Here is a 12181-nt window from a genome sequence, read left to right as displayed (position 1 = left end):
GAGATTGATATGCAACACGATCTGCTAGGCACATTGGATAAGCTGTTCGACTACATAGAAGACCATATCCAAGACAAGTTAACGCTGGATCATCTGGCATCTGTGACGCATATATCGAAGTTCCACCTGCATCGCATGTTCAAACATGTAAGCGGACAATTGCCTGGAGAATACATTCGTTCACGCAAGCTGGCACGCAGCCTGGAACAATTGGTGAACCTGAATTGGAAGATTATCGATATCAGCGGACATTACGGGTTCGAACATGAACAATCCTACATACGTGCTTTCAAACAAACCTTTGGTATCACCCCCCTGCAATATCGCAAACAGGGATCTGGAGACCTTGAATTCACAGCCCGCATGACTTCGTCCATGATCACGATGCTTCCGTATGGATATATTTTCAAACCAACATATGTACGAAAACCGGCTATAAAACTCATTGGGCAGCGATCCCATATTCGGTATGCAGACAATGAAGAACACTATGAAGCTAATTCAGCAGGCAACGACTTTTTTGAAAAACACTTTCATTCGATCCCTAACGTGTTGCAACCCAACGTATATATTGGATTTACCAATGAGATTAACGAGGATTACAGTACATACCAGCCCTCTGTAGAAGTAAACAGTTTAGATCATATCCCTGAAGAACTGGACGGAATTGAGGTCCCGGCCAACCAGTATGCTGTATTCAAATTCGTCTGTGATTTCCATCCAAGTCTGATCAACATAGATCACTTGGACAGTGTCTGGACATTTATTGATGAATATTGGCAGAGCCATTCGGGGTATGAGAAGAGCGATCCATACTATTTTGAAAGAATTGATGGCAGTCTGGCTCAGGACCACTACGGAGAAATGGACATATATATTCCTGCAAAGCAAACTTCTCTGTAAGCTACCATTGGAGGTTCAACCTTATGGATTTAAAGACTCAAGCAAATTCAAGTTCATCCCATACAGATTCTCGCAAACCTTGGATACGTAGACACCCAATTCTCACTACATTTACATTGTTGATTCTTGTATTGTTTGTTGCCTTATTCTTGTATTTCTGGCTCCGTCCATACTTTTCCACGTTTGACCGTTCTGAGAAAGGAGAATTGAGCTATTCCATGACTTCGCGGAATGGTGAATATACCGCCGAGATTTATGGTGTGCCCTATGGTGGTGCGGCAGGTGGGGTTACGATGTGGGTTGATGTGAAGAAGACGAATGCCCCTGAGGACTCCACAGTAAAAACGATCTATCGTGCCGAGCACCACGGAAATAATCATCTCGAATGGGAAAGTGAAAACACACTCCGAATTGAAAACTGGAATGAGTACACGGATGAGACCATTACCCTCAACATTGATCAGGAAATATATGATGGACGGGGCTGGGCGTGCAAAAGTTTACGGATGAAAGATCAGTCTGTGCGATGTCTGGCACCCGAAAATTAAAGCAGTTTAGCGGTTAAAATGACGCCCTGACTACATCGATGATCATTGTGATGTGTGCGTCGTACTCACTGCATTCATGCTTCAGAAGCCTCACACGGTACAAGCAGTGTGAAGTACATAACATAAAGCAAGCCCCGCTCACCAACTTCCTCGGCAAGCGGGGCGGGGCTGCTCTGCTCTTGTTCTACATATTCCCTTTATCTGGTTATAATAAATTATGGTCTGTACATGCTCGTTCACACTAACAATTGCTTCTGCTTCTGCTCGCAATTGTGCCTTACACTCTATTTCCACTAACGCTTATTTTCACTGACCTGCCCTATCGCATCCTACCAGCAACGAATTAGTTTTTTTTGTTATTTCACTTCTACTTCAATCTATTTCCCCTATTTCCTAACCCCGCTTCAAACTCTTCTATCCTCATCTGTCCCAGTTCGTCTCCCTACTTACGCGGTGACACTTCACCACGTTCTTCCCGCTCCTTCATCTCTTTGCGTATCACCACTTCGAGTTTTTGACGATTGGCAAGCAACCCGGGATCGTTTGGCAAGTACTCACGTGCTCTGGTGTTATGCATGAGTGCGTGCTCCCAGTTTCCCAGATGGGCATAGCATAGGGAAAGACGGGCATGTGGTAGCCAGGTGCGGCAGGCCTCTGGTACTGGGCGCAGACCCGGATCGCGGCTGCTCACGTCTACCGCCTGCATATACCAGTAGATCGCCGAGACGGGTTCCTGCCGCTCATGAAAACAGGCCGCGATGGCACAGCAGAAGTCGGCATGTGGCAGATCATACTGGAACGACTGCAGCAATGCACCGAGCTTACGGCCCGGCTCACCCAGTCGTTCATAACATTCCGCCAGCCGCGCGCAGGCAATCAGGCGATCCTCGCGGTATCCGCTTGGCTGTTCCAGCAGCTTTGCGTACCCGCGTGCCGCCGCCGCATACTGCTTGCGGTCATAACATTCGCCTGCATAATAAAATAGCAGGCGACCTTGGGCTACGCCCTCTTCGGCGATCCATTTGCGCAGAATGCGCACGTTTCGCGCCGAATGATGTCCCGCTTCGCGGCGGTGCGTGACGGCAATGTCTGCCGTAATAACCCCGCTCGGCGGGAAGCTGAGCTGCTCGTGCAGTCGGCCATGCCAGCGGCACCCGGCATCCCGCTTGACCAGGCGAAGGCGTCGGTCCGTCACGAGCGGACTCCCCTCCGGCCCCTCGGCCAGCGTGTAGTTCAAGATCACAGCCGCCGTCTCCCCCTCAGACGACAACTGCTGCTTCAACACCGCAAGCTTCGCCCGTTCCGATGGCAGCAGCACATCGTCCGCATCCAGCCACAGGATATACTCCTGCGTGGCTTTGGCGAATGACTCACTCCGCGCTGCGGCAAAGTCTTCCTTCCATTCATACGTGTAGACCTGGTCGGTATACTGCGCAGCGATGTCCATCGTATGATCTGATGAACCGGTATCCACAATGACGATCTCGTCCGCGATGCCGGCAACCGAATCAAGACAGCGCGCAAGCGTGCGTTCCTCGTTCTTCACAATCATGCACAGACTGATGGTGATCACGTTTTGAGCCCCTTCCTGTCGTACGCGTATTGCGAATTTTCATAACGGTTTTATTCTTTCTTTGACTAGGTACTTCGAGCAAAGTACTAGCATTTGGTATTTGGAACTTAGTAGTGGTACAGGTACCACCATTCTCAAAGTTCAGTAAAGAATACTTATCATTTTCACCGTGGCTAACGAACTGAGGTGACGCTATTTGGTGCATTTCAGCCAATTGGAAAATGTAACGAATCTGAGGCGCGCTATTCTCACATTTTAGGCAACCATTCGTCGTTTATCGCAGCTTTCGGATGAAATAGCGTCGCTGAGATTCGTTACATTTTTCCCCTCTCCCAAATCACCAAAATAAGGCGTGTGAGATTCGTTAGAACATAGAGTTACTCTGTCGTCACACTTATCAGCAGTTTGGAATAGAAATGCTCCATTTAAATATTCTGATAAGTGATCTAATAAGTGCTTTGTGTTAAGGGCTCTGAGGCGCGTAGAAGGGAGACTTTCGAGACCCCCATCCCTCTACTCTAAAGCGAGCCCCCACTCTCCTGACGACGAAACCGTTTCACCTGCTCCACCGCACTGTCCAGCGCCTTCTTGCGCTGTTTCATTACCCGTAGATGCTGTTGTTCCACCTCAGCAAAATGCGCATGATCCAGCTTCATCCACTCCATCAGCTGATCCAACGTTGGCGACATATGCACCTGAGTTCTTCGCCATCTGCGGGCTACGCAACATAGATATTTATGATGAACTTCCAGTTTCAAGACTTCGAAATATGGCATTAGACACATCGCCAGGCTTCCTGCATAGAACGTCTGCTTGTGATCATAGAACGGATGATAGCCATACGGCACGGTCACAACCAGCGTCCCATCTTCCTGCAACAGCCGATGAATCTGGATCAATAACGTCTCTGGATGAGCAAAATGCTCCAGCACTTCTCCAAGCAGCACCGTGTCAAAAGTAGTTCTGACTTTCCATTGCGTAATGTCCAGCATCCGAAAATCCACATTGTTTCGAACCGGCCGGGATTCTTTGGCAAGCTCGCCTTGGGCATACCGGATACTCTCTTCCTCCAGATCAATGCCAGTGACACGAAATCCTTCACGTGCCAGCAGAATGGATGTAATGCCCTGACTGCACCCGACGTCCAAGATGCGTTTGCCTGTTGCCTCACGGCACATCCAGTGAATACGCGTTCTCGTCGCTTCATGAGAATCTTCCGAATTAATCTCGCCGTAATAGCGTTCGCTTACACGATCATGATTTGCCATGGGCATCTCCCTGATCCTCGTCGGGATCGATCGCAGCTTCACGGCGAGTTACGGCGCCCTCGACTGCCACCTTGACTTCCTCTTTTTGCCCGGACCCTTCTACTCGTTCCTGTTGCTCGTAAACTCTCTTCGCCTCACGCTCAACAGGTTGGCCCAGCACCACAATATTCCCCCCGTGACATCCGGCGGTTGCATTGCGTGTATCGTAAATCAGCTTCGCATGATCCGCCATCTCCTGATAATCGAATCCCGTATGATCCGTCGTGATGATTACCAGATCAGCCCATGTCCACAATTCCGGCACAGCAGGCCGAGACTGGAGCATCGTACCGTCATCTTTACGGAAGACAGGCACCATTGGATCGGTGAAAACGACATCTGCGCCCGCTGCGCTCAGCAGCCGGTAAACGTCCAGCGCAGGTGATTCGCGCAGGTCGTCAATGTCTTTTTTATAAGCCATACCCGCCAGAACAACACGCGCTCCCTGAACAGATACACCATTCTGCTTCAGCAGCTCCCCTGCACGCTTCACCACTTTCTCTGGCATTTGCCGATTGGTTGCATCCGCCAGCTGGATGAATTGCAGCTCCGATCCCTGGCGGTTTGCCGCCCAGGACAGATAGATCGGATCGATTGGAATACAATGTCCGCCGATGCCGGGACCGGGATAGAATGGCATGTAACCAAATGGCTTGGTGGCCGCCGCACCCAGCACCTCCCAGATGTTTACCCCCATCTGTTCACAAGCAGGAGTCAACTCATTCACCAGTGCAATGTTCACACTGCGAAATGTATTTTCGAACAGCTTTGCCGTCTCTGCTACCGTCGTTGAACTGACCGGAACAACCTCGTTGAGAAACGAGCCGTAGAACTGTTTACCATAATTCAAACAGGCGGGTGTGGAACCGCCAATAATCTTCGGGGTATTTTTCACTCCATAATTCACACTGCCCGGATCTACCCGCTCTGGAGAATAACAGACGTAGAACTGTTCTCCAGCTCGCCAGCCGTTTGCCGCTTCAATCGGTTGTTTCACGCGTTCTTCCGTCGTGCCCGGATAGGTCGTGCTTTCCAGAATAACCAGGCTGCCTTCCTGCAAATACGGAGTCATGCCATCCACCGCCGCAGAGATATACGAGATATCCGGTTGATGCTCAGCAGTCAGCGGAGTGGGCACACAGATGACAATGACATTGGCTTGCGCAATCACTGCATAATCGGTACTTGCCGTGAACAACCCTTTCTGCATCAGAGACTGTACAACCTCATCTTCTATACCGATGACATACGAATGCCCGGCACGCAGCTTGGCTACCTTGGAGGTATCGATATCGATACCGTGTACCTGATAACCTGCCTGTGCCATCTCCACAGCCATGGGTAAACCTACATAACCAAGACCGACGACAACAGCTTTGAGGGAGCGGTCATTGATGTGTTGCAGTGTATTATGTCGCCGCTCCCCTTCTTTTCCCCCGTGCTGCTCGTGCTGATGATTCTCTCCCATTCCTTCCACCTCCAAACGCTCCACCTCCCTTCGGTGGGCGTATCTGAAAACTCCAAACGAGTTTTGAGACACGCCCTAGTCGATATAGCCGCCTGCACGCAAGAAGCGGGCAATCGCTGGCTTGTTCATCATGGCACTGTCCGAACGATACTCGGAGAAGTTCACACGAGGCAGACTACTGTACTGATCAGTCAGTCCTTTGTCCTGATGCTCCGGCAGGATGACATAATACTGTGCATCGTATTGATACGTGCGCGGCGCTTCATAGGGCGAAATGAGCACTTCATGCAATTTCTCGCCTGGACGTATGCCTGTCACCTTATAGTCAAAGGATGGACGACCTGCCTGTTCCAACATGACGGAGGCCAGTTCCGTCATCTTGCAAGCTTTCATTTTCATCACAAACGTCTCCCCGCCTACCGCCGCCTCAGCCGCCTTAAGCAGTAGATGTATGGCTTCGGTACGCGTCAGGAAAAAGCGGGTCATGCCTTTGTCCGTAATAGTCGGGCTCTTGCCTTCATCGATCTGGCGACGAAACAAAGGCACGACACTGCCGCTGGTTCCAAGCACATTGCCGCCGCGGATGCAGACAAACCGGGTGCTTTCACTCAGCCAGTTGGCACGGATCATCATTTTTTCACCCAAAGCCTTCGTCATGCCATATACGTTAATCGGATCTACCGCCTTATCGGTGGACACATCAATGACTTTGGGCACCTGCATACGGATCGCAGCCCGAATAATGTTCTGCGTCCCGATCACATTGGTCTTGAACGCTTCATCCGGCTGGTCCTCACAGACTGGAACATGCTTCAACGCAGCCAGATGAAAGAGTACATGCACGCCTTTGCACGCATCTTCCACTGCCCGATAATCCCGGATATCCCCAATGATGAATCTCAGACGCGGGTCATGATTGAACTCACGCTGCATCGCAATCTGGGCGTATTCATTACGTGACAGAAGACGAATCTCAGCCGGGTCCTGCTCCAGCAGCACCTCAGTCAGCTTTTGACCCCAGGAGCCTGTTCCTCCGGTGATTAGAATCGTTTGTCCTTGAATCATGGATGAATTCCTCCCAACTCAGATCATAAAGTCGCGTAATACCTGTGCCATCTCATCCCGGTTTAACCGGTCGTTGGGCGGTACTCGTTTGACTGAAGTATTATTGGAATGCACGATGTTGACATAATTGCGCGGAGCAAGCAGCTCATGCGGCAGTTCGATGACATTGCCATGTGTACCTCTGCCCGGAAGCTTGACCCGGTACCCCGCTGCATACTCGGCCGTTTGATATAAATAGACATAGAATTGCGGAGAACGGTGAAATGCTGGCGCCATCTCGTTATTCACGCTATCCCACAGATATCCGTTCTGGTTAATTAGGGCCATCGTCTGCGGCTGTGGCTGAATATCATAGAGCTGTTGTACAAAAGTCTTATGATACAGATCATCCGAATCCAGACGGGCAATATAGAGTTGCTCCGCACCTTTGGCAAACGCCAGAATGGCACGCACACTCTCGATATTGGTTCCAAAACGAATATTGGAAGGAAGCGGCTCCTGACCTGCCAGAATCTCCTGCATCAAGTCCCCCGATTCCTTGGATAGCTTCACCACAGTTAGAAAATCCTGATTCGTCTGTGCCTTCAGGCAATGCAATGTGAACGTGCGGAAGATGCTCACCCGACGCTCCAGCCATTCCCGCGTCAATCGCTGCGGGTCCATCCCGTAATTGTTGAAGTTAATCTCAATCACAACTTTCCTGGACATAACATTCCTCCTCATGAACGCTGCAAATTCCGGTTACCGGATACAGACCTTTTTCAGCGTGATGATACCGTCTTCTACGAAAACCTCTTCTACCTGACTGATTGCTTACGAGAAACATCCCGCTTGCCAACCCAGCACTCTATAACATATGAATCGCTGATAGAAGCGGTAACGACAGATGTACTACCTTTCAACGAAATAGATTGATATACACCTGAAGATGGTGCCCTGCGGGTCGAACGTACATATCGTTACTGGCGCCGCAACATAGAATAGAGCAGTTCAATTTTCAAAGGGGGCAACCACTCGAATGAATTCGATCTATCTTGAAATGGAAGGTGTGCTTGATCAGCTTGAAGCGGCGCTTCTTGAACAGCGTCCTCTCTCTCTCGTGCGAGTCGGCGATGGCGAGAATATCGTCATGTCTCAAGAAACCGTATGGCCCACAGAACAGGTCCTTCAGGAGCGTTGGGCCATCAAAGCCAATTTAGGACAAAAAGGACTGAGCCTTCCCAACCCGCAGCTACGAGATGAAGTCGCGGCATCATTGCAACGGGCCGATATCGTCGGCATTCTTCCCCGCGGTGACAGCACCATTAACGCTCCGGATTATCTCAAAAGACCCCTGACCGATATGGTGTTTGCTCACTTTGGCATCTCTCCTCCACTGACTTGTCATGCCTGTGTCAATCGGGAGCTGGCGCAGAATCCGCGTTTCTGGCAGATGCTTGCAGGCAAGCGCGTGTTACTCGTTACCCGAGAGATTGAGGCACTGCGTGCCACGCTCGAACGGGAGCCATATCATCTAAACCTTGTGAATGCACTTCCCTTCGACAGCTATGATCAGATGCAGGACACGCTTGAGTGGATTCAGACGAATCAAGATACCTTTGATGTCGCTCTCTTCTCCTGCGGCGTCAACGCGGTTATTCTTGCTGAGCGAACAGCTGCTCTCGCCGGTAAAGTCGCCATCGACTTTGGCAAAGCCAACAACATCATTCTGAAGGGTCGTGCCAACTGATCCACACGGACATCTCCTTCAGATGAGTGAGCTACATTGAGATGTACAGATGCTTTGTATGACAAAAACCCCCGACTTCTTGAGCCGGGGGTTTCATGCTGAGCGCTAGTCGAAACCTATCGCTACGTTGCCTTGTACCTCTGGGTTTCTGGGGTATGAAACGAACTCTGCCTTGGGCGAAGCGATCTGAAAGCACTCTGCCAAAGTTCACATTAGGTCTTTCACAACTAGCCAGTGGCTGCAATACCGTATAATATCTCCGGCCCGGTTCTTACTGCTGTGGACACTCCCGAGATAAACGAAGTATACACACTTTCCAGTGCTGGTGGTGCAGACAGATCCTGCGCTGTGAACGAATGAAATTCGGCACCGCCGTTCTGTCCAATCGTACCTTCAGCACGGTAGATGATATAGAAGGGATCATATAGGAATCCCCGTACCAGCTCCACCACAAAGGTATCTCCCAGTTCTCCCGTAACGCCTACCGTCCCGTTCAACGTAATAATGGGATTCGCCACACCCTGGGTCTGAAGACCAATCGTGCCGAATGCTTCCGGGGATGGACCTAAAGATAAACCGGGCTGTCCTACGGTTCCCGAGTTCATCGAAGTTCTCATATCGAGAAACACGCCCATGAGTAACACCTCCAATGCTATGGGATACCATATCCTATGAATCTCACAACTCTTCGGATTGGATGTATAGCAGTTTCCATGAACCTATTTTTATTTGTCGACTGTTAGTGGTATATTGAACTGCATAACGAAATGAACGGATCGTATGCACACAAGCGGTACAGGCTGTTCAGAAGGAGATTACTATTCATGAATAAACGCAAACGTCCAACGGGCAAAACATCGGCCTCGGCCAAGGGGAAATCATATGCTGGTTCATCCACAGCACGTTCCGGCAAGTCTAGCTTCTCATCTGCAAAAACATCAGGTGCTTCCGCATCACGCAATACGGAGGAGAACAAGAAGCCATTAGCCGCGAAATCGTCGGCCGCTCCCAAGAAAGCCGGAGGCAACAAATCCAAAAACGCCAGTGCTTCTAAACGCCCGGGCAATTCCTATTATCGCAAGCAGGAACCACCACGCCAGTACAAAGTAACCGAACCGGACGAATTGCTGAATTTCTTGCTGCAACATCTGAAGTCGGGACGTAATGCGGTAAAATCCATTTTGGGTCGTGGACAGGTATCCGTGGATCAGAAGGTCGTAACCAAGTTTAATGAAGCGCTGACGCCAGGTCAGATTGTATATATTAGAAAAGAAGGCGCAGTCGCTGCTCCGTCCTTGACGGGTATTAACATTTTGCATGAAGACGATGATATCATTGTGATCCGTAAGGAAGCCGGACTGTTGTCCATTGCCGCCGACAAGACGGATGATCTGACGGCTTATCGCCAACTGACAGAGCATGTGCGCCGCACCAATCCGCTGAATCGGATTTTTGTCGTCCATCGTCTGGATCGGGATACGTCGGGTGTCATGATGTTTGCCAAAAGTGAAGAGGTACAACAGAAGCTGCAAAACAACTGGAAAGAAAACGTGCAGGACCGCGTCTACGTTGCCCTTGTTGAAGGAACCGTAGCGAAAGAAGAAGGTACCATCTCTTCCTGGCTGAAGGAAACCAAAACGCTGAAAATGTACTCCAGCTCGCGTCCGAATGATGGACAACATGCCATTACACACTATAAACGTCTGAAGTCGAACCGGGAGTTCTCCCTGCTGGAAGTGCGTCTGGAGACAGGGCGTAAAAATCAGATTCGGGTGCACATGGAAGATCTCGGACATCCAATTGCCGGTGACAGAAAATACGGCGCACGCACAAGAGACCTCGGCCGTCTCGGACTTCATGCACGTTTACTCTCATTTATTCATCCCACAACCGATGAACTGATGTCATTCGAGACGGATATTCCGAAACCATTCCTGTATCCGTTCCGTGCAGATGCGCCACCCGCGAAATAACTGCATATTGATATAGAATCGATTGATCACGTCTGAAAGGAGGAACGGAAACTGAAAAACCTGTTAATCACCGGTTACCGAGCACATGAATTGCAGATTTTTGGACAGAAGCATGAAGGTATTCCTTTTATCAAAAAGGCCATCTCCTCCCGCCTCACTCCCCTTGTCGAGGATGGTCTGGAATGGGTGCTGACGCCAGGACAATACGGTGTGGACCTGTGGGCCTGCGAAGTGGTGATTGATCTGAAGGAGACGTATCCACATCTGAAACTGTCGATCATCACCGCCTTTCAGAACCCGGAGGAACAATGGAAAGAAGACAAGCAGGAGTATTACCGTTCCATCCTCTCGGGTGTGGACTATTACGGTGCGATTAGCAATCAACCTTATATCGGGCCGTGGCAGTTCACTGCACGGGATGACCTGTTGCTACGCAAAAGCGACGGGCTTCTGCTCGTCTATGACGAAGATGCCGGGGAAGGCAGTCCCCGTTTTATCAAGGAAAAAGCCGTGAAGAAACAGCAGAACGAGGACTATACGATTATCAGTGTCACTTCAGAGGATATCCAATCGGTAGCTGAGGATGAGCGCATGAACGATATTGCCGAATTCGACGATTCTTCATTTTGAAAAAATGTAGATCATCTGATGTCCATTCATGCATAGCTTTTATCAGAGGGTAAACGTATTTTGAATGACGTACATATGTTTTTTTTCGAGGCAGGTTGGGTATAAGTAGTATTATAACTGCGATGATATGTCGTATGGGATAAGGGGAACTGCAACCATGACAATTACGCCAGAGCAGCGCATTCAACTGCATGGATTTAACAACCTGACCAAGTCGTTGAGTTTCAATATGTATGATATTTGTTATACCAAAACCAAAGACGAACGCGAAGCTTACATTGAATATATTGATGAACAGTATAACGCCGCCCGGCTGAGTAAAATTCTGAACAACGTCTCCGATATCATTGGAGCTCATGTGTTAAATGTTGCGCAGCAGGATTACGTGCCTCAAGGTGCGAGTGTGACGATGCTGGTCTCGGAAGGTCCAATCGTGGAGATCCCCGAGGAATCACTCGATGAATCTCCCGGCCCTCTGCCAGATAACGTCGTTATGCAGCTGGATAAAAGCCATATCACCGTACACACCTATCCTGAGTTCCACCCCAGTGAAGGCATCAGTACCTTCCGTGCGGACATCGATGTCTCCACCTGCGGTGAGATCTCACCGCTCAAGGCGCTGAATTATCTGATCCACTCCTTCGATACGGACATTATGACGATGGATTACCGAGTACGTGGTTTCACGCGGGATACGAGCGGACGCAAGTTGTTCATTGACCATGAGATTGGCTCGATTCAGAATTATATTCCGGACGAGATCAAGAGCAGCTTCGATATGATTGACGTGAACGTCTATCAGGAGAACATTTTTCATACCAAGTGTAAACTGAGGGAATTCGATCTCGACAATTATCTGTTTGGGTACACCAAGGATAAGCTGAGCAAGAAGGAACAACAGGAGATTACCGAGTGGCTGAAGCTGGAGATGGATGAGATCTATTACGGCAAAAACATCAATCGTCCCTCTTAAGCAGCTGTTCAT

Annotated in this window: 12 protein-coding genes; 6 read left to right on the top strand and 6 right to left on the bottom strand. The window is 49.7% G+C overall.

Annotated elements, in window-relative coordinates; genetic code table 11:
• Nucleotides 1-9: 9 nt before the first annotated feature.
• Both MKX75_RS07340 and MKX75_RS07335 read left to right on the top strand, forming a co-directional pair.
• Entirely contained in the window at nt 10-903 is an 894-nt protein-coding gene (locus MKX75_RS07340; RefSeq protein WP_339169055.1) for a helix-turn-helix domain-containing protein, read from the top strand.
• Between the two features lie 23 nt (nt 904-926).
• Nucleotides 927-1451, top strand: a complete 525-nt coding sequence (locus MKX75_RS07335) for a DUF5412 family protein (RefSeq protein WP_339169054.1) — start codon at nt 927-929, stop codon at nt 1449-1451.
• A gap of 442 nt (nt 1452-1893) precedes the next feature.
• Here MKX75_RS07335 and MKX75_RS07330 read toward each other — a convergent pair whose 3' ends face one another.
• The 5 genes from MKX75_RS07330 to MKX75_RS07310 all read right to left on the bottom strand — a co-directional run bounded on the left by MKX75_RS07330 (nt 1894) and on the right by MKX75_RS07310 (nt 7572).
• On the bottom strand, nt 1894-3024 hold the full coding sequence (locus MKX75_RS07330) for a glycosyltransferase family 2 protein (protein WP_339169053.1): 1131 nt from the start codon (nt 3022-3024) through the stop codon (nt 1894-1896).
• 518 nt (nt 3025-3542) lie between these two features.
• Complete coding sequence (locus tag MKX75_RS07325) at nt 3543-4292, bottom strand: methyltransferase domain-containing protein (RefSeq protein ID WP_339169052.1); 750 nt, start codon at nt 4290-4292, stop codon at nt 3543-3545.
• Entirely contained in the window at nt 4279-5808 is a 1530-nt protein-coding gene (locus MKX75_RS07320) for a nucleotide sugar dehydrogenase (RefSeq protein ID WP_339170395.1), read from the bottom strand. Before MKX75_RS07320 ends, MKX75_RS07325 begins: the two co-directional genes overlap by 14 nt.
• 66 nt (nt 5809-5874) lie before the next feature.
• Nucleotides 5875-6864 (bottom strand): polysaccharide biosynthesis protein, encoded by a 990-nt coding sequence (locus tag MKX75_RS07315; RefSeq protein WP_339169051.1) that lies wholly within the window; start codon nt 6862-6864, stop codon nt 5875-5877.
• A gap of 18 nt (nt 6865-6882) precedes the next feature.
• Nucleotides 6883-7572, bottom strand: a complete 690-nt coding sequence (locus MKX75_RS07310) for a glycosyltransferase (protein ID WP_076330062.1) — start codon at nt 7570-7572, stop codon at nt 6883-6885.
• 310 nt (nt 7573-7882) lie between these two features.
• Here MKX75_RS07310 and MKX75_RS07305 point away from each other — a divergent pair, with 310 nt between their 5' ends.
• A complete protein-coding gene (locus MKX75_RS07305) occupies nt 7883-8593 on the top strand; it encodes a GT-D fold domain-containing glycosyltransferase (protein ID WP_339169050.1) in 711 nt (236 codons plus the stop codon).
• A 227-nt stretch (nt 8594-8820) separates the two neighbouring features.
• On the opposite strand, the gene MKX75_RS07300 is transcribed toward MKX75_RS07305, so the two are convergent.
• Nucleotides 8821-9228: a hypothetical protein gene (locus MKX75_RS07300; protein WP_076330060.1), complete on the bottom strand. Its 408-nt coding sequence runs from the start codon at nt 9226-9228 to the stop codon at nt 8821-8823.
• 189 nt (nt 9229-9417) lie between these two features.
• On the opposite strand from MKX75_RS07300, the gene MKX75_RS07295 reads away from it, so the two are divergent.
• The 3 genes from MKX75_RS07295 to speD all read left to right on the top strand — a co-directional run bounded on the left by MKX75_RS07295 (nt 9418) and on the right by speD (nt 12169).
• On the top strand, nt 9418-10566 hold the full coding sequence (locus MKX75_RS07295; RefSeq protein ID WP_339169048.1) for an RluA family pseudouridine synthase: 1149 nt from the start codon (nt 9418-9420) through the stop codon (nt 10564-10566).
• A gap of 51 nt (nt 10567-10617) precedes the next feature.
• Nucleotides 10618-11196, top strand: a complete 579-nt coding sequence (locus tag MKX75_RS07290) for a DUF1273 domain-containing protein (protein WP_062833197.1) — start codon at nt 10618-10620, stop codon at nt 11194-11196.
• A 157-nt stretch (nt 11197-11353) separates the two neighbouring features.
• A complete protein-coding gene (gene speD, locus MKX75_RS07285; RefSeq protein ID WP_036610662.1) occupies nt 11354-12169 on the top strand; it encodes an adenosylmethionine decarboxylase in 816 nt (271 codons plus the stop codon).
• Nucleotides 12170-12181 lie beyond the last annotated feature (12 nt).

The organism is Paenibacillus sp. FSL R5-0341, from assembly GCF_037975235.1.
GTDB lineage: Bacteria > Bacillota > Bacilli > Paenibacillales > Paenibacillaceae > Paenibacillus > Paenibacillus amylolyticus_A.
The sequence above is the reverse complement of the archived record's forward strand: the minus strand, read 5'-3'. Positions and strand labels throughout refer to the sequence as shown.

Coding starts and splice junctions, on each gene's coding strand:
- MKX75_RS07340 (WP_339169055.1), top strand. CDS start 10: ATGCAACACGATCTGCTAGGCACATTGGATAAGCTGTTCGACTACATA.
- MKX75_RS07335 (WP_339169054.1), top strand. CDS start 927: ATGGATTTAAAGACTCAAGCAAATTCAAGTTCATCCCATACAGATTCT.
- MKX75_RS07325 (WP_339169052.1), bottom strand. CDS start 4,292: ATGGCAAATCATGATCGTGTAAGCGAACGCTATTACGGCGAGATTAAT.
- MKX75_RS07315 (WP_339169051.1), bottom strand. CDS start 6,864: ATGATTCAAGGACAAACGATTCTAATCACCGGAGGAACAGGCTCCTGG.
- MKX75_RS07310 (WP_076330062.1), bottom strand. CDS start 7,572: ATGTCCAGGAAAGTTGTGATTGAGATTAACTTCAACAATTACGGGATG.
- MKX75_RS07305 (WP_339169050.1), top strand. CDS start 7,883: ATGAATTCGATCTATCTTGAAATGGAAGGTGTGCTTGATCAGCTTGAA.
- MKX75_RS07300 (WP_076330060.1), bottom strand. CDS start 9,228: ATGGGCGTGTTTCTCGATATGAGAACTTCGATGAACTCGGGAACCGTA.
- MKX75_RS07295 (WP_339169048.1), top strand. CDS start 9,418: ATGAATAAACGCAAACGTCCAACGGGCAAAACATCGGCCTCGGCCAAG.
- speD (WP_036610662.1), top strand. CDS start 11,354: ATGACAATTACGCCAGAGCAGCGCATTCAACTGCATGGATTTAACAAC.